18 protein-coding genes are annotated in these 21,348 nt (G+C 73.9%); 11 read left to right on the forward strand and 7 right to left on the reverse strand.

The features are described 5' to 3' along the window. Positions 1-31 precede the first annotated feature (31 nt). The 8 genes from HNP84_RS04775 (at position 32) to HNP84_RS04810 (ending at position 9,833) form a co-directional block, all read left to right on the forward strand. Positions 32-1,528, forward strand: a complete 1,497-nt coding sequence (locus HNP84_RS04775) for an amidohydrolase (protein WP_185048117.1) — start codon at positions 32-34, stop codon at positions 1,526-1,528. Positions 1,529-1,766: 238 nt separating this feature from the next. After that, complete coding sequence (locus tag HNP84_RS04780; protein WP_185048119.1) at positions 1,767-3,386, forward strand: peptide ABC transporter substrate-binding protein; 1,620 nt, start codon at positions 1,767-1,769, stop codon at positions 3,384-3,386. Between the two features lie 11 nt (positions 3,387-3,397). Beyond that, on the forward strand, positions 3,398-4,327 hold the full coding sequence (locus HNP84_RS04785; RefSeq protein ID WP_185048121.1) for an ABC transporter permease: 930 nt from the start codon (positions 3,398-3,400) through the stop codon (positions 4,325-4,327). A gap of 46 nt (positions 4,328-4,373) precedes the next feature. Then, entirely contained in the window at positions 4,374-5,174 is an 801-nt protein-coding gene (locus tag HNP84_RS54730) for an ABC transporter permease (protein WP_185048123.1), read from the forward strand. A 9-nt stretch (positions 5,175-5,183) separates the two neighbouring features. Beyond that, entirely contained in the window at positions 5,184-6,200 is a 1,017-nt protein-coding gene (locus tag HNP84_RS04795; RefSeq protein WP_312923757.1) for an ABC transporter ATP-binding protein, read from the forward strand. Continuing rightward, positions 6,197-7,225 (forward strand): ABC transporter ATP-binding protein, encoded by a 1,029-nt coding sequence (locus HNP84_RS04800; RefSeq protein WP_185048125.1) that lies wholly within the window; start codon positions 6,197-6,199, stop codon positions 7,223-7,225. Before HNP84_RS04795 ends, HNP84_RS04800 begins: the two co-directional genes overlap by 4 nt. A 20-nt stretch (positions 7,226-7,245) precedes the next feature. Next, complete coding sequence (locus tag HNP84_RS04805) at positions 7,246-8,697, forward strand: glutamate-cysteine ligase family protein (RefSeq protein WP_185048126.1); 1,452 nt, start codon at positions 7,246-7,248, stop codon at positions 8,695-8,697. A gap of 95 nt (positions 8,698-8,792) precedes the next feature. Beyond that, positions 8,793-9,833, forward strand: coding sequence for a hypothetical protein (locus tag HNP84_RS04810; protein ID WP_185048128.1), 1,041 nt, complete (start codon positions 8,793-8,795; stop codon positions 9,831-9,833). 65 nt (positions 9,834-9,898) lie between these two features. Here HNP84_RS04810 and HNP84_RS04815 read toward each other — a convergent pair whose 3' ends face one another. The 6 genes from HNP84_RS04815 to HNP84_RS04840 all read right to left on the reverse strand — a co-directional run bounded on the left by HNP84_RS04815 (position 9,899) and on the right by HNP84_RS04840 (position 16,644). Beyond that, a complete protein-coding gene (locus tag HNP84_RS04815) occupies positions 9,899-10,723 on the reverse strand; it encodes a sirohydrochlorin chelatase (RefSeq protein ID WP_312923761.1) in 825 nt (274 codons plus the stop codon). 113 nt (positions 10,724-10,836) lie between these two features. Beyond that, a complete protein-coding gene (gene manA, locus HNP84_RS04820; protein WP_185048129.1) occupies positions 10,837-12,051 on the reverse strand; it encodes a mannose-6-phosphate isomerase, class I in 1,215 nt (404 codons plus the stop codon). 41 nt (positions 12,052-12,092) lie between these two features. Further along, the gene (locus HNP84_RS04825) at positions 12,093-13,061 is read right to left on the reverse strand and encodes an ROK family protein (RefSeq protein ID WP_185048131.1); all 969 of its coding nucleotides are present in this window, start codon (positions 13,059-13,061) and stop codon (positions 12,093-12,095) included. Next, positions 13,058-14,329 (reverse strand): ROK family transcriptional regulator, encoded by a 1,272-nt coding sequence (locus HNP84_RS04830; protein ID WP_246517806.1) that lies wholly within the window; start codon positions 14,327-14,329, stop codon positions 13,058-13,060. The genes HNP84_RS04825 and HNP84_RS04830 overlap by 4 nt, the downstream gene beginning before the upstream one ends. Before the next feature lie 70 nt (positions 14,330-14,399). Continuing rightward, positions 14,400-15,431 (reverse strand): zinc-dependent alcohol dehydrogenase family protein, encoded by a 1,032-nt coding sequence (locus HNP84_RS04835; protein WP_185048133.1) that lies wholly within the window; start codon positions 15,429-15,431, stop codon positions 14,400-14,402. Between the two features lie 43 nt (positions 15,432-15,474). Continuing rightward, the gene (locus HNP84_RS04840) at positions 15,475-16,644 is read right to left on the reverse strand and encodes a lactate 2-monooxygenase (protein ID WP_185048135.1); all 1,170 of its coding nucleotides are present in this window, start codon (positions 16,642-16,644) and stop codon (positions 15,475-15,477) included. A gap of 151 nt (positions 16,645-16,795) precedes the next feature. On the opposite strand from HNP84_RS04840, the gene HNP84_RS04845 reads away from it, so the two are divergent. The 3 genes from HNP84_RS04845 (at position 16,796) to HNP84_RS04855 (ending at position 19,411) form a co-directional block, all read left to right on the forward strand. Next, complete coding sequence (locus HNP84_RS04845) at positions 16,796-17,683, forward strand: TIGR03854 family LLM class F420-dependent oxidoreductase (protein WP_185048137.1); 888 nt, start codon at positions 16,796-16,798, stop codon at positions 17,681-17,683. Between the two features lie 144 nt (positions 17,684-17,827). Beyond that, positions 17,828-19,186: a pyridoxal phosphate-dependent aminotransferase gene (locus tag HNP84_RS04850; protein WP_221335862.1), complete on the forward strand. Its 1,359-nt coding sequence runs from the start codon at positions 17,828-17,830 to the stop codon at positions 19,184-19,186. 63 nt (positions 19,187-19,249) lie between these two features. Then, positions 19,250-19,411 carry a hypothetical protein gene (locus tag HNP84_RS04855; protein WP_185048138.1) on the forward strand — a complete coding sequence of 54 codons (162 nt, stop codon included), beginning with the start codon at positions 19,250-19,252 and terminating at the stop codon, positions 19,409-19,411. Here HNP84_RS04855 and uxaC read toward each other — a convergent pair. After that, positions 19,357-20,784 (reverse strand): glucuronate isomerase, encoded by a 1,428-nt coding sequence (gene uxaC / locus HNP84_RS04860; protein WP_221335863.1) that lies wholly within the window; start codon positions 20,782-20,784, stop codon positions 19,357-19,359. The genes HNP84_RS04855 and uxaC overlap by 55 nt on opposite strands. Positions 20,785-21,348 lie beyond the last annotated feature (564 nt).

A 21,348-nucleotide genomic window follows, 5' to 3' on the forward strand; every position in this document is an offset into this window, starting at 1 on the left:
GCATGCACTGCCGAGTACCAGGGGGTCGCCGGTGAACCGGGCCGCGCTGCTGTTGCGCAACGTACGCATCGGGCCGGGCGGCCCCGTCCGCGACCTGCGGGTGCGCGAGGGCCGGATCACGCTCATCGCGGGCGGCCCGGACCCGCTGCCCGGTGAGCCCGGCGAGGAGGTCTTCGACGCCGAGGGCGGCACCGTGCTGCCCGGCCTGTGGGACATGCACGTCCACTCGGTGCAGTGGGCGGTCGCCCGGCGCCGGGTGGACCTGAGCGCGGCCCCCACCGCCCGCGCCGCCGCCGACCTGGTGGCCGCGGCGGCGGCCGGGCGGCCGGGCGAGTTCGTCGTCGGGTACGGCTTCCGCGACGGGCTCTGGCCGGACACCCCGCACAAGGACATGCTCCAGGCCGTCGCACCCGGCCGGGCGCTGATGCTGGTGAGCAACGACCTGCACACCGCCTGGTGCAGCCCCGCCGCCCTGGAGCTGGTCGGTCAACCCGGCCACCCCACCGGCGTGCTGCTTGAGCAGGACTGCTACGCGGCCATGGCCGCGCTGCCCCAGGCGCCCGCCGACGTGGTGGACCGCTGGGTGGCCGAGGCGACCACCGCCGCCGCGGCCCGCGGCGTGGTCGGGCTGCTCGACTTCGAGTACGCCGACAACGTGGCCGGCTGGACCGGCCGGGTGCGCGCGCACCGCGTGGACACCCGGGTGATCTGCTCGATCCCGCGTGACCGGCTGGACGAGGCCGTCGCCGCCGGGCTCCGCACCGGCGACCCGGTGCCGGAGACGGACGGGCTGCTGGAGGTCGGGCCGCTGAAGCTGTTCGTGGACGGCTCGCTGAACACCCGCACCGCGTACTGCGCCGACCCCTACCCGGGGCAGCCGGACGCGTACGGGCGGCTGGAGCTGCCGCCCGAGCGGCTGGTCGCGGTGATGGAGCGGGCGGTGCGGCACGGGCTGCACCCGGCCGTGCACGCGATCGGCGACCAGGCCGCCGCCATCGCGCTGGACGCCTTCGACAAGCTCGGCTGCCCCGGGCGGATCGAGCACGCCCAGCTCCTGCGCCGGGAGGACTTCGCCAGGTTCGCCCGGCCTGGCCTGGTGGCCGGGGTGCAGCCCGCGCACGCGCCCGACGACCGCGAGGTCGCCGACCGGCACTGGCACGGGCGTACGGGCAGAGCCTTCGCGTACGCCGACCTGCTGCGGGCCGGCGCGACGCTGGAGATCGGCTCGGACGCCCCGGTGGCGCCCCTCGACCCCTGGGACGGCATCGCCTCGGCGGTCACGCGCACCGACGACGAGCGCCCGCCGTGGCACCCGGAGCAGGCCATCCCGCTGCGCGCGGCCCTGGCGGCGGCGAGCCGGGGGCGCGCCCGGCTGGCCGAGGGCGACGTGGCCGACCTGGTGATCGTGGCCGAGGACCCGGAGCAGGTGCCGGGACCGAAGCTGCGCGGCATGCAGGTGCTCGGCACGCTGCTCGCCGGCCGGTGGACCTACCGGGCCGACCGCGCCGACCGCGACGACCCCCTGTGACCGGGCCCGGCCATCCGGTGCCGCCGTGACCGGCGCGCGTGTAACCGGAGCATGACGCCCACCTGGCGGCGAAACCCGGATTTAACCCGGGGGCCGCCGTCTGTTCCGGCAGACAAACCCGGTACGACGGGTTATCCGATCCCAACAATGAAGCGATAAGTCGTCCTATGGGAGCCTTTTCCCAGGTGATCGCCGCTCTCTACCCCCTGTGCACGGAGCATCCTCGGAGGTGCCAGCAATGTTCGCGACAAGAAATCGACGGCGGGGCTGGGCGGGGGTGGCCGCCGCGGGCGCGCTCGCGCTCGCCCTGGCCGCCTGTGGGGGAACCGCCACCCAGGACTCCGGTGACGGCGGGGGCGCCGGCGGAGCCAAGACGTTCTCGATCGGGGTCACGTCGTACTTCGTGTCCCACTTCACGCCGGGCCAGTCCGGCGGCAGCAACATCGACTACGCGGTGTTCACGCCGCTGACCGCGGTGGACTCGGCGTCCGGGCAGGCGCGGAACGCGGTGGCGGAGTCGATCGAGTCCGAGGACAACAAGGTCTGGACCATCAAGATCAAGAAGGGCTGGACCTTCCACAACGGCGAGGAGGTCACCGCGCAGTCCTTCGCCGACTCCTGGAACGCCACGGCGTACGGGCCCAACGCGATGACCAACAACTACCTGTTCGCCGACTTCGAGGGCTACGCCGACCTCAACCCGGCCGAGGGGGAGCCGAAGACCAAGACGCTGTCCGGCGTCGAGGTGGTGGACACGCACACGCTGAAGGTCACGCTGACCAAGCCGCTGTCGCTGCTGCCGTACATCCTGGCGCAGTCCACCTTCGCGCCGATGCCCAAGGCGGCCTTCACCGACCTGAAGGCGTTCGACGCCAAGCCGATCGGCAACGGGCCGTACCAGGTCACCGGCGAGGGCCGGACCACCGGCGCGACCAAGATCACCCTCCAGCGCTACGACAAGTACGCCGGTGAGCTGAAGGGCGACGCGGAGACCGTCGAGGTCAAGTCCTACCAGGACGAGGTCGCCGCCTACCGCGACTTCCAGGCCGGCGCCGTGGACGTCACGCTGGTCGGCGGCAACAACCTCACCAACGCCGCCACGCGGTACAAGGACCAGCTCGTCCAGGTGCCGTTCCCGGCCGTGATCTACCTCGGCTTCCCGCTGTGGGACAAGAGGTTCGAGGACATCAAGGTACGCCAGGCGTTCTCGCTCGCCGTGGACCGCGACGCCATCGTCAAGTCGCTGCTGCGCGGCTTCGGCCAGCCCGCCAAGGGCCTGGCGGGCAGCACCATCCCCGGCGGCGGCGCGCAGGACTGCGAGTTCTGCTCCCTCGACGTCGCCAGGGCCAAGAGCCTGCTGGCCGAGGCCGGGGGCTGGTCGGGACCGCTGAAGCTGTGGACGTACCAGGACCCGGTCAACACCACGATCCTGGAGGCCGTGAGCAACCAGCTCCGCACCAACCTGGGCATCGAGACGATCACCACGGGCACCCAGCCGGTGGACCAGCTCTACCCGAACCTGACCGCGCACAAGATCGACGGGCCGTTCCTGCTCTACATGGGCGCGGGGTACCCCCACCTGTACGCCCTGGCCGACCAGCTCTTCACCAAGGGCTCGGGCACCAACGTGACCGGCTACGACGACGAGGAGTTCGCCTCCCTGCTCCGCAAGGCCGCCGCGGCCGAGCCCGACCAGGCGATGGGCCTGGCCCAGGAGGCGACCAGGACGGCGATGGCCGCCGTGCCGCTCTCGCCGCTGTTCCAGCCGGTCGGCGGCCTGGTGCACAGCAAGAAGCTGAGCAACGTCACGCCGGAGTTCCTCGGCGGCGCCCGCATCGCCGCGATCAAGGTGAACTGAGGCGGGGGCTCGTGGGGAGGTACATCGTCCGCCGGGTGCTCCTGGCGATACCGGTACTGCTCGGCACCACGTTCGTGATCTACCTGGCCGTCTACGCCCTGCCCGGCGACCCGATCCGGGCGCTGTTCGGGCCCAACCAGGTCATCTCGCCGTCGGTCGAGCGGGCGCTGCGCGAGCGCTTCCACCTGGACGACCCCCTGATCGTGCAGTACGGCCACTACCTGGCCGGGCTGGCGCGGGGCGACCTCGGCACGAGCTTCAGCGGCCGGCCGGTCTCGGAGATCATCCGGGCCGGCTGGCCGGTCACCTTCCAGCTCGGCATCACCGCCTGGCTCATGGAGGCCGTGCTCGCCATCCTGCTCGGCACCCTGGCCGGGGTGCGCCGGGGCAAGGCCGCCGACTACACCGTGCTGGCCGGGACCACCCTGGCCATGGGGATACCGTTCTTCGTCGTCGCCTACGTCGCCCAGTTCGTCTTCGGGGTCCAGCTCGGCTGGTTCCCCGTCTCGGGGGCGGACGCCGGGTGGCCGGTGGCGTACCTGCTGCCGGGGCTGGTGCTGGCGCTGGGGGTGCTCCCCCAGAGCGCCCGGGTGACCAGGAACAGCGTCCTGGACAACCTGTCCGCCGACTACGTGGACACCGCCGACGCCAAGGGCCTGCCGCGGCGGGTGGTGGTCTGGCGGCACGTGGTGCGCAACTCGCTGATCCCGGTGGTCTCGCTGCTCGGCGTCTCGCTGGGCTACATGCTGGGCGGCACGGTGCTCATCGAGGGCATCTTCAACCTGCCCGGCCTGGGCTACCAGATCTTCACCTCGATCCCGCAGCACGACGGGCCCGTGGTGGTCGGCATCGGCACGCTCCTCGTCCTCGTCTTCCTGCTGGTGAATCTCCTGGTGGACCTGCTCTATGGCATCCTCGACCCCCGTATCCGCCTCCACTGACCTCCGGCCGGTCGTCAGGACGGGCCTGACGCGCAGCCCGGCATTCGTGATCTCGGCCACGGTCGTGCTGATCATCTGCGCGCTCGCGGTGGCCCCGCAGGCGTTCGCCGGCTGGTTCGGCCACGGCGACCCGCGCGCCTGCGACCTGGCCGACAGCGCGCTGCCGCCCCGCGAGGGCCATCCCTTCGGCTTCGACGTCCAGGGCTGCGACCTGTACGCCAACGTGATCTACGGCGCCCGCTCCTCGGTGGCCATCGCGCTGCTGACCACGCTGGGCACCGTGGTGGTCGCGGTCGTGGTGGGCTGCCTGGCGGGCTACTTCCGGGGCTGGACCGACATGCTGATGAGCCGCCTGGTGGACGTCTTCCTCGGCTTCCCCGCGCTGGTCGGGATGATCGTGATCCTGCAGACGCTGAGCACGCACAACGAGTTCACCGTCTCCGCGGTGCTGATCCTGTTCGGCTGGCCCGCGCTGGCCCGGGTGATGCGCGGCTCGGTGCTGGCCGTGGTGAACAGCGAGTACATCGCCGCCGCCCGCGGCATCGGCGCCGGACCGGTACGCATCCTGCTGCGGCACGTGATCCCGAACTCGATCGGCCCGGTCGCCGTGCTCGCCGGGCTCAACGTCGGCGGCATCATCGCCTACGAGTCGGCGCTGACCTTCCTCGGCGTCGGCCTGCAGACCCCGGCGATCTCCTGGGGGGTGCAGCTCAACACCGCCCAGCAGTACTTCACCACCAGCATCCACCTGCTGGTCTTCCCCTCGATCTTCCTCACGGTCACGGTGCTCGGCTTCGTCCTGCTCGGCGACGCGCTGCGCGACGCGATCGACCCCCGCATCCGATAGGAGCCCCGTGTGAGTGACCTGCTGGAGTCGCTGCCCGGCCACGATCCGGGCGCGCCCATGCTGTCGGTGGAGGACCTCCAGGTGGAGTTCGCCACCGCCCACGGCACCGTGCGCGCGGTCAACGGGGTCTCCTACGCGGTCGGGGCGGGCGAGACCCTGGCCGTGCTCGGCGAGTCGGGCAGCGGCAAGAGCGTGACCGCCCGCGCGGTCATGGGCATCGTCCGCGCCCCGCGCGGCCGGGTCACCGCGGGCGCGATCCGGCTGCGCGGCGTGGATCTGCTCACCCTGCCCGAGGAGACCAGGCGCAGGCTGCGCGGCACCACCGTCGCGATGATCTTCCAGGACGCGTTGTCCGCGCTGAACCCGGTGCTGCCCGTGGGCTACCAGATCGCGGAGATGTTCCGCTACCACCGCGGGGCCTCGCGCCGGGAGGCGAGACGGCGTGCCGTGGAGGTGCTGGACCGGGTGCGCATCCCCTCGGCCGCGCGCCGCGCCGGCGACTACCCGCACCAGTTCTCCGGCGGCATGCGCCAGCGGGTCGGCATCGCCCTGGCCATCGCGCTCGACCCCAAGGTGATCATCGCCGACGAGCCCACCACCGCGCTGGACGTGACCGTGCAGGCCCAGATCATGCGGCTGCTCGGCGAGATCCAGCGCGAGCACGGCACCGCCCTGGTCCTGATCACCCACGACATGGGCGTCGTCGCCGACATCGCCGACCGCGTGGCCGTCATGTACGCCGGGCGCGTGGTCGAGGAGGCGGGCGCGCACGACATCTACGCCCGGCCCGCGCACCCGTACACGCGGGCGCTGCTCGGCGCGATCCCGCGCCCGCACCTGCGCGGCAAGCGGCTCGCGGTCATCCCCGGCGCCCCGCCCGACATGTCGCGCCCGGACGAGGGCTGCCGGTTCCGGCCCCGCTGCGAGCTGGCCGGCCCCGGCTGCGCCGACGCCCCGCCCCTGTACGACGTCGCCCCCGGGCGCGCCAGCGCCTGCCACGAGTGGACGAAGGTGATCGAGGGATGAGCGCTCCGGTGCTGGAGGCGCGCGGGCTGGTGAAGTACTACCCGATCGGCGGCGGGCCGCTGCGGCGGGTGGCCGGGCAGGTCAAGGCGGTGGACGGGGTGGACCTCACGCTCGGTCCCGGCGAGACGCTGGGCATCGTGGGGGAGTCGGGCTGCGGCAAGTCCACCCTGGCCAAGGTGCTGGCCGCGCTGGAGCGGCCCACGGCCGGCGAGGTCACCGTGTGCGGGCGGCCCGTCGGGCGGCTGCGCGGCCGGGCGCTGCGCCGGGCCAGGCGGGACGTCCAGCTCGTGTTCCAGGACCCCTACACCTCGCTCGACCCCCGCATGACGATCGAGGCCATCGTCCGGGAGCCGTTCGAGATCCACCGCGACCTCGCCCCGCGCGGCGACCGGCGGGCGCGGGTGCGGGAGCTGCTGGAGACCGTCGGGCTCAACCCCGACCACTGCGGACGCTACCCGCACCAGTTCTCCGGCGGGCAGCGCCAGCGCGTGGGCATCGCGCGGGCGCTGGCCCTGCGGCCCCGGGTGCTGGTGTGCGACGAGCCGGTCTCCGCGCTCGACGTCTCGGTGCAGGCGCAGATCGTCAACCTGCTGGAGCGGCTGCGGGACGAGCTGGACCTGGCGTACGTGTTCATCTCCCACGACCTGAGCGTGGTCCAGCACCTCGCCGACCGGATCGCGGTGATGTACCTGGGCAAGGTGGTCGAGATCGGCGGCGAGGACGACGTGTACCGCAACGCCGGCCACCCGTACACGCAGGCGCTGCTGTCGGCGATGCCGGTACCGGACCCCGGGCTGCGCGGGCGGCGCGAGGAGATCGTGCTCACCGGCGAGCCGCCCAGCCCGATCGACCCGCCGCGCGGCTGCTCCTTCCACCCGCGCTGCTGGAAGGCCGACGAGCGGTGCCGCGCCGAGCCGCCCGCCCTGACCGCCTGGCGCGGAGCCGGCCACGCGGTCGCCTGTCACCGCCCGGAGGTGTGGAGTCCCGCAGGCGGGACAGAAGGGGAGGTGTCCGCGACACGCTGACCCGCCGAGAGGGAGTGGCCATGGGCCGTGAGATCGACAGGGAGCGGTTCTCCGAGGAGGAGTACGTGCTGTTCGCCGAGCGGCTGGAGACCTCGCTCGACGCGCTGCGCGAGCTGCTCGCCCGCCCCGGCTTCGGTCAGGGGCCGCTCACGCTCGGCGCGGAGCTGGAGCTGTTCCTGGTCACCCCCGACGGGCGCCCGCTGCCGCGCAACCACGAGGTGCGCGACCTCGTCGCCGACGACCGCGTGGTGCTCGAACTCGGCCGGTTCAACCTGGAGGCCAACCTGTCGCCGCAGCCGCTGGCCGGGCGGCCGTTCAGCGCGCTCGCCGCGGAGGCGCGCGAGGTCGTCCGCCTGGTGGACCGGGCGGCGGCCGAGCAGGGCGGGGGAGTGGTGCCCATCGGCATCCTGCCCACCCTGTCCTCCCACGACTTCAGCGACGACACCGTCAGCGACGAGGCACGCTACCGGGCCATGACCCGCGGCCTGCGCCGGCTGCGCGTGGAGCCGTTCCGCATCCGCATCGAGGGCCGGCAGGAACTGGAGCTGGAGGTGCGCGGCGTGGTGCTGGAGAGCGCCAACACCTCCTGGCAGGTGCACCTGCGCACCCCGCCCGCCGACTTCGACCGTGTCTTCAACGCCGCCCAGCTCGCCACCGGCCCGGTGCTCGCGGTCGCGGGCAACTCGCCGATGCTGTTCGGCCGGGAGCTGTGGGAGGAGACCCGGGTCCCGCTGTTCGAGGAGGCCGCCGACGACCGCGACATCGAGCGCCGCTTCCGCAGGGAGGGCCGGGTGGCCTTCGGCACCGACTGGGCCGAGGGCGGCGCGGCGGAGGCCATCGCGCGGTGCGTGCGCGACTACGAGCCGATCCTGCCGCTGCTCAGCGAGGAGGACCCGGCCGCGGTGGTCAAGGCCGGCGGCGTGCCCCGGCTGGAGGAGCTGCGGCTGCACCAGGGCACGGTCTGGCAGTGGAACCGCCCCGTGTACGACCCGGCGGGCGGCGGCCACCTGCGGGTCGAGATGCGGGCGCTCCCGGCCGGCCCTTCGGTGCCCGACATGGTGGCCAACGCGGCCTTCCTCATCGGGCTGGTGCTCGCGCTGGCCGACGACCCGGGCTGGCGGGCGGACTTCCCGTTCGCGGGGGCGTACCGGAACTTCTACCGGGCCGCCCGCGACGGGCTGGACGCGGCCCTGTCCTGGCCGGGACGGGAGGGCGAGACCCCGGCGGCCGAACTGGCGCGCGAGCTGCTGCCGCTGGCCGCACGGGGCCTGGAGCTGGGCGGAGTGGACGCCGAGGAGGCCGGCAGGACGCTGGCCGTGATCGGCGAGCGGATCGCGCGGCGGCGTACGGGGGCGGTGTGGCAGCGCGCCACGGTCGCCGGGCAGGGCCGCGACCGCCGGGCCACCGCCCGGATGGTGACCCGCTACCGGGAACTGGCGCTTGGCGGTGATCCGGTGCACGCGTGGCGATAAATCTCACCTGAGGTGAGGAATCCTCATGCGCACCTCCTGTCCGTTCCGTCAAGCTGAAGGGAGCCGACTACTCGGAAGGGCGAATGATGGCGGAAATGACCCCGGTGGACGCCGCTCCGTTCACGCTACGCAACGTGTCCGGGAAACTACGCGATGGCATCGACGTGTTGGACCGGGAACTGGACGCGGTGCCCCTGCGCACCGTCCTGGACAACGGCAACCGCACCGCCACCCGCAAGGGCCGCACCACCGCGTGGGGCTCCATGCGCACCAAGCCGGTGGACTGGTTCTGCTTCCAGTCCGGTGACGACGACACCACCGACTGGTATCCGCAGGGGGTGACCTGCGCCTCCGACGCGGGCGTGGCCGACCCGGCGTTCCTGGTGAGCTGGTACTGGCGGCCCGAGGAGGGCGAGCGCGGCGCGCGGGTGAGCGCGCTGGACCCAGAGACGGGGAAGTACCAGCACATCCTGCTGGTGAAGCCGGAGGAGGGCGGCTCCTTCGGCCCGATCGACATCCACGCGGGCGGCATCGCCTGGTACGGCACCACGTTGTACGTCGCCGACACCGTCCGCGGGCTGCGCGCGTTCTCGCTGGAGCGCATCCTGGACATGAGGACCGGCCGCGACGACGTGGGCGACAAGACGAAGATCGGCCGCCACGGCGGCGCGCTGCACGCCTTCGGCTACCGCTACATCATGCCCCAGACCGGCATGTGGCAGGTCGAGACCCGAGGTCCCCGGTTCTCCTTCGTCGCGGTGGACCGCAGCGGCGAGCGCGATCTGCTGATCTCAGGCGAGTACACCGACGGGCCGGGCGGCGAGCTGGGCCGGGTGGCGCGCTGGCCGCTTGCCTCCAGCGGGGCCCTGGACGCCTCAGGAGCGGCCGTGGACGCCTTCCGGATGCCCGGACACCGCATCCAGGGCGCGCTGTCCCACGAGGGCACGTGGTACTTCAGCCAGACCGCGGGGGCGCGCGGCAACGGCACGCTGATCGTCACCCGCCCCGGCGAGAAGGTCACCGCCCGCCCCTACCCCGTCGGCCCCGAGGACCTCACCTGCTGGCGGGAGAAGAAGACGGTGTGGAGCGTGGCGGAGTTCCCCGGGCGCCGCGCCCTGTTCGCCGTCCCCCTGTGAGCCCTCCGGGCCCCAGAACAGGGGCCCCAGAACAGGGCCTCGGAACAGGGCCTCTGACAGGGGCCTCAGAACAGGTCGTCCAGTGAGCCGCCGAACTGGCTCGCGGCGAGCTGGACGACGTGGGTGTGCGCGCCGAGCGCGTCGGCGTAGCCCGCGCCGATGGCCTCGGCCGCCGTGGCGACCTTGGTCATGTCGGCCTCCGGCCCGATCACGTACGGCGCGACGGCCAGCTTGGACGCCCCGATCCGGCGCAGCCGCTCGGCCGCGTCGCCGATGCTCGGCGCGGAGTCGATCGAGGCCGCCACCACGGGCAGCGCCAGCCGCGCGGCGAGCAGCACCGCCGTGGTCTCCGCGGCGCGGGCCGCCTCCTCGCCGCCCGCCGTCGCCACGATGACCCCGTCCACCGGCGCGGCGATGTTGAACAGCCGCATGCGGTCGGCACGGGCCAGCTCCTTGTCCGCCAGCCGGATGTGCAGCGCCTCGGCCAGCAGCGGGTGCGGCCCGAGCGGGTCGGTGACGATCGCGACGATCCCGCTCTGCGCCACGGCCTCGCGCACCGTGCGGTACACCCGCGAGTACGGCCCGGTGACGAGCGGCACGACGACCGCCGCCAGCGCGCCCTTCTCCCGCTCCGCGCCCACCTCGGAGAGCTGCTTGGCCACGCCCTCCGCGCCGTCCCCGAGATAGGCCAGCCGCACGTCGACCTGTGGGTTCTCCACGGCCAGCGCGCCCGCCACGTCGGCGGACACCTGGTCGCCCGAACCTGGCACCGCCAGCACGAGGGCGGGCGCCCCCGGCGGCAGATAGGCCGGCACCGGACGGCGGTGCCGCCCGGTGGTCGCGCGAGCCGACCGCTCGCGTATCGGCAACCTCTCGGGAGATTGGTTCACATCGGCGGATTTTAGGTGGATTTGGCGCTCACGGTGTACTAAAAAGATCTGTATCTCTCTGACCTGCGACAATGCGGAACCCATCGCGTGGCTCCGCGGCACCGCGGGAGGGGTCAGCCCGTGGTCGCGACGAACACCGTGCCGTGTCCGGACAGCATCAGCGGGCCGGCGGAGGCCGGGGCGAACGCCGAGGCCCCCGGCGCGAGCGCGATCTCGTCGTGCTCGCCCGGCGTGCCGTGCTCAAGCCGATCGCCCGGGTTCCCCTGGCCGTCTCGCGGGCGGCGCCGCACGGTGACCGTGCCCGCGACGGACAGCAGGATGCGCGGCCCGGTGGCCGGCAGATCAAGATTACCGTCGAGCCGTACGCGCGACAGCCGGAATTCCGCGGCGGGGGTCTCGTACACCTCCACGCCGTCGCGGGCGGCCGGGCGCACCACGGCGGGCTCGGCCGGCTCGGGCGACAGGATCGCCAGCAGCTCCGGGATGTCGATGTGCTTGCCGGTCAGGCCGCCCCGCAGCACGTTGTCGGACGAGCCCATGATCTCCACGCCCACGCCGCGCATGTAGCTGTGGGGCTGGCCCGCGGGGACGTACATGGCCTCGCCGGGCGCGAGGACGACCCGGTTCATGCACAGCGCGATCACCACGCCGGAGTCGCCCGGATAGTGCCCGGCCAGACCGGCCGCCCAGACCAGGTCCTCCCGCGCCGCGCACGCGGCGGCCACCGCCGACACCAGGGGCTCCCGCTCGGCGGCCGGCAGCGTCAGCAGCTCCGAGACGGCCGTGTGCACGGCCCCGGCCGACAGCAGCTTGACCGTGGGCTCCAGCGCGGGCACGCCCAGGGACTCCAGCAGCGCGGCCGACTCCGCGGGCGCCCGGAAGCCGCTCAGGGCCTCGAACGGCTCCAGGGCGCACAACAGCTCCGGCTTGGCGTACGGGTCGCGGTAGTTGCGATCAGGGGCGCCCAGCGGGATGCCGGCGCGGTTCTCGCGCTCGAAGCCTGCCGCCGCCTGCTCCGGGCTCGGGTGCACCTGCAGCGACAGCGGCTCGTCGGCCGCCAGGACCTTCAGCAGGAACGGCAGCCGCGGCCCGAACCGGCCCAGCGCCTCGGCCCCCAGCGTGCCCTCGGGGTCGCCGGCGATCAGGTCGGGCAGCGGGATCGGCCCGCCCCTGGTGGTCAGCACCGACGGCGAGGCCGGGTGCGCCCCCATCCACAGCTCCGCCTCCGGGCCGGCGGCGGGCTCGCGGCCCTGCAGAGCGGCGATGGCGGTGCGCGACCCCCACGCGTACGGGCGGATCGGGTTGGTCATGGGCAGTACGGCGGTCATCGAGGCTCCTGTGGTCGTGCGTGCTGGTCGGGGGACGCTGGTCAGGGGACGGAGGTGGTGGCCCGCAGGGGCGTGGCCGCGAGGGCGAGCAGCGCCACCCGGGCGGCGCCCACCAGCCCGGCGTCTCCGCCGAGCGCCGCGGGCAGCACCCGCAGGCGGCGTACGAAGCCGAGATGGGTGTGCTCGCGCACGTGCCGGCGCAGCGGCCCGAACAGGATCTCACCCGCGCCCGCCACGCCGCCGCCCACCACCACCTGATCGAGGTCGCAGATCGTGGCCACGGCGACGATGCCCGCGGCCAGGGTGCGCGCCCCGCGGTCGAACGCGGCCAGCGCCACCGGGTCGCCCGCGCCCGCGTCGGCCGCCAGCAGGCGGGCGTCGGCGTCGTCCTCGCCGGTCCGCCAGCCCTGCGCGCGCGCCCACCGCACCAGCGAGGGGCCGCTCGCCACCGCCTCCACGCAGCCGCGGTTGCCGCAGGCGCACTCGGGCCCGGCCGGATCGACGCTGATGTGCCCGAAGTGCCCGGCGTTGCCGGTCGGCCCCGGGTACGGCTCGCCGCCCAGCACCAGCCCGCCCCCGATCCCGGTCGAGACGACGATGCCCAGCATGGTGCCGCCCGGCGTGCCCGCCCCGCGCCAGCTCTCGCCGACGGCCGCGGCCACGGCGTCGCCCACCAGCACGGCCGGCACGCCCGGGACCGCACGGCGCACGTGGTCGAGCAGCGGGAAGTCGCGCCAGGCGGCGATGTTCACCGGGCTGACCGTGCCCTCCGCCGGGTCGATCGGCCCGGCGGAGGCGACCCCGACCGCCGCCGGCGCGGCGCCCGCCGCGACCTCGGCCACCAGGCCGAGCAGCGCGTCCGCGACGGCCATCGGGTCGGGCGAGGCCGGCGTGGGCCCCTGTGCCCGCCGCAGCAGCCGCCCGTCGGGCCCGGCCAGCGCCACGGCCAGCTTCGTCCCCCCGACGTCGATCGCCAGCACGGGACCGGGAGAAGGCGCGATAGGTGTCATATGTGTCCTTGGCTGATCAGAGTGCCGACATCGGGCGCGAACGCCCGGTGGAACACCAGCGACGCCGCCCCCACCGCCGCGGCGGAGGGAGAGCCGCCGTCCGGCGAGGCGAGCCCGGAGACCTCGACCCGCACGGTGCGCAGGCGGCGCGCGATGGCCCGCGAGGCGACCGCCCCGGCCACGGTGCCGCGGAAGATCTCCGCCGCCGCGCCCAGGCCCGGCCCGCCGAGCACCACCAGGTCGAGGTCCAGCATGTTCACGATCCCGACGACGGCGTCGGCCAGCCGCTCCGCCGCCGTCCGCACGACTCCGGCCGCCACCTCGTCGCCGTCGGCGGCGGCGGCCAGCACCCGTGCGTACGTCACCCGCCGGGGGTCCTTGGCGTACAGGGCGGCCAGAGTCCCGCCCGCCCCCGGCGCGGCCAGCCGCTCGCGGACCGCCGCCACGATCGCCGCGGGCCGGCACACGGCCTCCACGCACCCGCGGTTGCCGCAGTGGCACGCCGGCCCGTCGGGCACCACCGTGATGTGCCCGAACTCCGCCGCGTTCAGCGAGCGGCCCCGGTAGATCCGCCCGTCCAGGAACAGCCCGCCCCCGATGCCCGTGCCCAGGTACACGTAGGCGAAGCTGGCCGCCGTACGCCCGAGCCCGGCCCACCGCTCCCCGATCGCGGCGGCCGTCGCGTCGTTCTCGACCGCCACCGGGAACCCCGTGGCCTCGCCCAGCAGGTCGCGGATCGGCGCCTCCGCCCAGGACCCGAGCTGCGGCGGGAACACCACGTTCCCCCCGCGCTGGTCGATCGGCCCCGGGCAGGCCAGCCCGACCCCCATCACCCGCTCCCGCGCGACCCCCGCCTCGCTCAGCAGCCGCCGCACCGCGCCCCCGACCCGCCGCGCCAGCGCTTCCGGCTCGACGTCCCCCCGCACGGCCCCCCGGCGCACCCGCACCGGCCGCCCGGCCAGGTCGGCCAGCACGTAGTGGATCTCGCCCGGGTCGAAGTGCACCCCCACCGCGTGCCCCGCCTCGGGGTCCACCCGCAGGATCGTCCGCGGCTTCCCGCCGCCGGACGGCTCGGCCCCGACCTCCCGGACCAACCCCTCCTCCAGCAGCCGTCGCACGATCACCGAGACCGTCTGCGCCGTGAGCCCGGTCAGCTCCGCGATCTCCACCCGGCTGATCCCGCCGGCCTCCTGGATCGCCCCGAGCACCACGCTCCGGTTGTAGCTCCCCAACCCGGGGAGGTTGGCCCCCGACTGCATGACCCTCATCCTGCCATATCTAAATCAGAACGACTTAGTTAGTCCCCCCTCGCATGACGACCCCCGTGGCCGCGGCAGGTCAGGGGAGGTGGGGGACGATCATGGTGACGCCGGGGGTGGCGCCCACGGCGGGGAGCGCGGCCGGGGCCTCGTCGAGGGGGACGGTGCGGGTGACCAGGAGGTCGGGCCGGAGGCGGCCGGAGGCGATCAGGGCCATCATCTCGGGGTAGGCGTGGGCCGGCATGCCGTGGCTGCCCAGCACCTCCAGCTCGTAGGCGATGGCGCGGCCCATCGGCACGGCCGTCTCGCCCGGGAGGAGGCCGACCTGGACGTGGCGGCCCCGGCGGCGCAGGCCCAGGATCGAGGCGGCACAGGTGGCCGGGGAGCCCAGGGCGTCCAGCGAGAGGTGCGCGCCGCCCGCGGTGGCCTCGGTGACCCGGGGGGCGGTGGGCTCGCCGTCCGCCAGGATCGTGGCGGCGGCGCCGAAGGTGCGGGCCAGGGAGAGCGCGGCCGGGTTGACGTCCACCGCCACGACCTGGGCGCCCGCGGCGGCGGCGATCATGACCGCGGACAGGCCGACCCCGCCGCAGCCGTGCACCGCCACCCACTCGCCGGGGCGCACCCGGCCGACCTGGGCCACCGCCCGGAAGGCGGTCGCGAAGCGGCAGCCCAGGCTCGCCGCCGTCACCGCGGTCATCTCGTCGGGCACCGCCACGAGGTTGACGTCGGCGTGCTCGATCGCGACGTACTCGGCGAAGGAGCCCCAGTGGGTGAAGCCGGGCTGCGTCTGGCGCTCGCACACCTGCTGGTCCCCGGCCGCGCACGCCGCACAGCTCCCGCACGCGCACACGAACGGGACCGTCACCCGGTCGCCGGGGCGATGGCGCGTCACGGCCGGGCCCACCTCGGTCACCACGCCGGCGAACTCGTGCCCGGGGACGTGCGGGAAGGCGCGGATGTCCGGGTCGTGGCCCTGCCAGCCGTGCCAGTCGCTGCGGCACACCCCGGTCGCCTCGACGCGGATCACCGCCCCGGCCGGGGACGGCTCGGGGACGGGCACCTCGGCGAGCGTGAGAGGGCCGCCGAACTCCTCGTAGATGACCGCACGCATCCGGCCACGGTACCGCGCGCGCCGTCCGCGCTCCGCACGGGTCTCAGGCCGGGGCGAGCAGGCCCGGGTTCAGTTCGGCGATCGTGGTCTGGCCGCTGAGCGCCAGGGTCAGGTCCAGCTCGGCGAGCAGGCAGCGCAGCACGTGGCGCACGCCGTCCTCGCCGCCCAGGGCCAGCCCGTAGGCGTACGGGCGGCCGACCAGCACGGCGCGCGCGCCCAGCGCGAGCGCCTTGACCACATCGGCGCCGGTGCGCACGCCGCTGTCCAGCAGCACCTCCGCCCGGTCGCCGACCGCCGCGACCACCCCGGGCAGCGCGTCCAGCGCGCCGACCGAGCCGTCCACCTGCCGCCCGCCGTGGTTGGAGACCACGATGCCGTCCATGCCCGCGTCCACGGCGCGACGGGCGTCGTCGGGGTGCAGGATGCCCTTCAGCGCGATCGGGCCCCGCCAGTGCTCGCGCAGGAACGCCAGGTCGGCCCAGGTCTTGCGCGGGTCGGCGAACTGGTCGGCCCAGCGCAGCACCGCCGCCTGCACGTCCTCCTCCGGCGGGCGCGCCAGCCCGGCGCGGAACGCCGGGTCGCTGAAGTAGTTGGCCACGCCGACGCCGCGCAGGAACGGCAGGTACGCGTGGTCCAGGTCGCGGGGCCGCCAGGCCAGCATCCAGGTGTCCAGGGTCACCACCAGCGCGGAGTATCCGGCGGCCTCGGCCCGGGAGAGCAGGCTGATCGCCAGGTCGCGGTCCTTGGGCCAGTAGAGCTGGTACCAGCGCGGGCCGTCGCCGCCCGCCTCCGCGACCTCCTCCATCGTGTACGACGCCGCCGTGCTCAGCACGATCGGCACGCCCAGCGAGGCGGCGGCCCGCGCCACGGCCAGCTCGCCCTCGGGGTGGGCGATCGACAGCACGCCCACCGGCGCCGTCATCACCGGGGCCGGCATGGCGGTGCCGAGCACGGTCGTGCCCAGGTCGCGCTTGGAGACGTCGCGGAGCATGCGCGGCACGATCCGCCACCGGTCGAACGCCTCACGGTTGGCCCGCACGGTCGCGCCCGACCCCGCGCCGCCCGAGACGTACCCGAACGCCTCCGGCTCCATCCGCGCCCGCGCCGCCTCCTCCAGCATGGTGAGGTCGGTGGGGAACGCCGGGCGCCGCCCGGCCAGGCCGTCGAGGTAGATCTCGAACTGGTACGCACTGAGCGGCGGCTCCGCACTCATGGTCTGCCCTCCATGTCCAGAACATACGTCGGTATGCCCGCGCTGACCATGGCCCGCGCCTGGACGCCCGGTCCAGACACGACCGCGCCGCGTTGCCGCCGAGGACGGCCGGGACCTGGGTTCGCTTCATGAATCGTGGTCGAATGGGGATATGAAGGTACGTATTGGGATCGCGCCGCCGCCCGGAGAGCCCGCCGACCGGCTGCCCGGCACCGTGGACCGGGCCGAGGAGCTGGGCATCGACTCCCTCTGGCTGTCGGAGCTCGTGTACGGGCCGTCCGCCGAGCCCGTCGCGGGTATGGCGTACGCGCTGGCCCGCACCACCCGGCTCAAGGTCGGCACGGGCGTGGCCATCCTGCCCGGACGCCACCCGGTGCTCGTCGCCAAGCAGCTCGCCTCGCTGGCCGCGCTCGCCCCCGGCCGGGTGCTGCCCGCCTTCGGGCTCCAGCCCGCCCGCCCCGAGGAGCGCGCGCTCTTCCCGCTCCCCGGCGACGGCAACCGGGGCGCGGTCTTCGACGAGGCGATGCGGCTGCTGCGTCTGCTGCTCACCCAGGACACCGTGACCTTCAAGGGCGAGTTCTACCGGGTCGAGGACGCGCACATCGGCCCGCGCCCGGTCAAGCCGCTGGACATCTGGCTGGGCGGCAGCGGCCCGGCGGCGCTGCGCCGCGTCGGGCGGCTCGCCGACGGCTGGCTGGCCAGCTTCCTCACCCCCGAGCAGGCGGGAGCCGGCCGTGCCGCCATCATGGCCCACGCCGAGGAGGCCGGCCGCGAGATCGAGCCCGACCACTACGGCATCAGCCTGGCGGTCGCCGCCGAGGCGATCCCGGCCGAGGTGGCCGCCGCCGTACGCCGCCGCGCCCCCGGCGCCGACCCGGCCGCGCTCGTCCCCGTCGGCTGGCCGGCCGCGCGGGAGGCGGTCGAGCGGTACGTGGCCCAGGGCATCACCAAGTTCGTCGTACGCCCCGCGGGCCCCGTCCCCGACACGGGGGAGTGGCTGGCGGAGTTCGCCGCGGAAATGTCCCCCCTGCAAACCTGACCCCGTGCCAACCTGAACCCCGGCGAACCCGAACCCCGGCGAACCTGAACCCCGGCGAACCTGAACCCGCGCGAACCTGAACTCGGCCCAGGCGGGGCGCGTACCCATCTGTGGAACACGCCCCATGCCCCGAGGAGGACCGAGTTGAGCGGATCAGTCGATCTCGCGCTGCTGCGGAACGGCTCGCACAGCCCGTCGTACTTCGCGCTCAAGCGTGGATCGTCCGGTGACCGGTCCGACATCGTGGACTTCTGCATCCCCTGCAACCCGTACTTCCCCACGCCGGAGATGTTCGACGGGCTGCGGCGGAACCTGGTGGACGTGCTCAAGTACTACCCCAGCGACTCCGAGACGATCACCAAGGAGCTGTGCGCCACGCTCGGCATCAACCCCAGCACCGTCGCCATGGGCAACGGCTCCACCGAGCTGATCACCTGGATCGACCACCTGCTGGTGCGCGAGAGCCTGGCCATCCCGGTGCCCACGTTCGGCCGCTGGACGGACCAGCCGCTGGAGACCGGCAAGCGGGTGGACATGTACCCGCTGCTGGAGAGCCAGGGCTTCCGGCTGGACGTGGACTCCTACATCCGCTTCATCCGCGAGCGCGGCTCGCGGGTCGCGGTCGTGTGCAACCCGAACAACCCCGACGGCGGCTACCTGGCCCGCCACGAGGTCATCCGGATGCTGGACCAGCTCACCGACCTGGACCTCGTCGTGGTGGACGAGTCGTTCATCGAGTTCGTGGACGCCGAGCCGTACCCGAGCGTGGCCGACCAGGCGGCGATCCGCCCCAACGTGATCGTGCTGAAGAGCCTGGGCAAGAACTTCGGGCTGCACGGGATCAGGTTCGGCTACATGGTGGCCAACCCGGCCATCGCCGGGAAGCTGAAGAAGGCCGTGCCGAAGTGGAACCTCAACTCCTTCGCCGAGCTGGTGGTGTTCATGCTGAAGGAGCACATGGACGAGTACCGGCACAGCCTGCGCATGCTCGCCCAGGACCGCGAGACGATGACCCGCCAGCTCGCCTCGCTGCCCGGCGTGACCGTCTTCCCCTCCCAGGGGAACTTCGTGCTGATCAAGCTGCCGCCCGGCAAGGACGGCGTCGGCCTGCGCGACTACCTGATGACCGAGCACGGCGTGTTCGTCCGCGAGTGCGGCAACAAGCTCGGCACCACCAGCCAGTTCCTCCGCCTCGTGGTACGCCCGCACGCCGACGTGCAGCGGCTGCTCGCCGGGATGTACCGCTACCTGTACGACGCGACCGGCAACGGCCGCGCGTACGAGGTGGACGTGCTGGCCCCGCAGCCGCAGGCCGTGTCGCGGATGGCCCCCGCCCAGCTCCCGCCCGCCCAGCCGGCCGGCGTGGACGTGCTCGCCCCCCAGCCCGTCAGGCAGTCCGGCAGGCAGGGCCGGCGCCGCCGAGCCCCCGAGCTGCGCATGGCCGCCAACCAGACCACCTACGACGTGCCCGTCTACCGCCTTCCGGGAGGCAACATCGCCTAGCGTTCCGGCCGCCAATACGCTCATGCCACAACCCGGTCATTTCATGGGATGAACATAATGAGCATGAGCAGCGCCGATCCGGTCATCGCCGCCCTGCGCGGCGAGCACGACCGTCTCGCCGTGGCCACGGGCACGGCCGACCTCGGCCTGCTGCGCGGGGTCTTCCCCGGTTACTGGCCCCCGGCGGGCCGGGAGCGGGTGAACGTGCGCTTCGGCAGGGTGTAAGCCAGGTCGACGGCCGTCTCGATCGCCTCGTCCAGGCCCAGCCGGTGCTCGGCCACCAGGCGCGCCAGATGGCCCGCGTCGGCGCGCCGGGCCAGGTCGTGCCGGGCGGGGATGGACAGGAACGCCCGCGTGTCGTCCACGAAGCCGGTGGTGTTGTAGAACCCGGCGGTGTCGGTGACCGCCTCGCGGTAGCGGCGCAGCCCGTCGGGCGTGTCGAGGTACCACCACGGCGCGCCCAGCCGCAGCGCCGGGTACACCCCCGCCAGCGGGGCCAGCTCCCGGCTGTAGGTCGTCTCGTCCACGGTGTAGACGACCAGTGTCAGCCCGGGGTGCCGCCCGTACGACTCCAGCAGCGGGCGCAGGCTCCGGGTGAACTCGGCCGCGATCGGGATGTCGAACCCCCGGTCGGGCCCGTACGCCGCCCGCACGGCCGGGTCGTGGTCGCGCAGCACGCCGGGGTGGAGCTGCATCACCAGGCCGTCCTCGGCGGACATCCCGGCCATCACATGCAGCATGTGCCCGGCGAAGGCGTCGGCGCCGTACGGGCGGCCGGCGAGCGCGTCGGCGTACAGGCGGGCGGCCTCGGCCTCCGGCAGCGGCGTGGTGTCGGCGGTGGCGTGCCCGTGATCGGTGGCCAGGGCCCCGGCCTTGGCGAACGCGGCCCGCCGCGCCCGCAGCGCGTCCAGGAACCCGGCGTACGAGCCCGTGTCCACGCCCGTCATCTCCCCGAGCGCCGCGACCTCCTCCCGCCACCCCGGCGCGTCCAGCCGTAGCAGCGAGTCGGGCCGGAAGGTCGGGATCACCACCCCCGGCCACGCGTCGTCCCTGATCCGGGCGTGCTCGGCGAGCGGGGAGATGGCCGGGTCGGTCGTGGCCAGCACCTCGATCCCGAACCGCTCGAACAGCGCCCGCGGCCGGAACCCCGGCTCCGCCAGCCGCGCCGCGATCTCGTCGTACAGCGGGTCGGCCGTCTTGGCGGAGGGCAGCCCGCTGACGCCCAGCACCTCCAGCAGCTCGTACTCCAGCCAGAACCGGGTGGGCGTCCCCCGGAACACGTGCCAGTGCTCACAGAACCGCCGCCAGATCGCCCGGGGATCGGTCTCCACCCACCCCCCGTCACGCCCCGGGATGCCCAGGGCCTCCATGGGCACCCCCTGCGAGATCAGCATCCGGGTGAGGTAGTGATCCGGCGTCACGAACAGACGCGCCGGGTCGTCGAACGGCAGGTCATCGGCGAGCAGCGACGCCTCGACATGCCCGTGCATGCACAACAACGGCAGGTCACGCGTCGCCGCCAGAATCTCCCGCGCCAGCGCCCGGACGGCGGGATCGGCGGGCAACGCCCGATCGGGATGCGGCTTAAGGACGGTCACACCACGCAAGCTTGACGTGCCCTGCAAACGATTGCAACCCCCCAACATGGTCTGAGGGCCCTGCTGTTGACACAAGCCCCAAACGATTTCACACTGGAACGCCGACCGTGGTGGGACAGCAGAAGGATGGCGCGGTGAAAGAGCGGAGCCCCGAGGAAGCCCTCCGGCCCCCTTCCTCCTCCTCACGCGTCCACACCCACGCGCGCCCGACCCCACCAGAAGCACCCGCCCTCCCGCGCCCCGCCGTGCTCCGGCCAGAGGCGACGCCCGCCGCAGGCCGAGCACGCTCTCACCCACGCGGCCGGTGGCCCGTCCTGTTCGAGGTAGGAACCGGGCGTGCCGCAGGTCGCGCACGCTCTCACCTGCCCGGCCGGTGGCCGGTCCTGTTGGGGGTGAGGGCTGGGCGGGCCGCAGGCGGTGTGTCTCCGCACCTGTGCGGTCGTCGGCTCGTCCTGTTCGCGGAAGGGGCCGGGCGTGCCGCAGGTCGCGCACGCTCTCACCTGCCCGGCCGGTGGCCGGTCCTGTTGGGGGTGAGGGCTGGGCGGGCCGCAGGCGGTGTGTCTC

The organism is Thermocatellispora tengchongensis (assembly GCF_014202315.1).
GTDB lineage: Bacteria > Actinomycetota > Actinomycetes > Streptosporangiales > Streptosporangiaceae > Thermocatellispora > Thermocatellispora tengchongensis.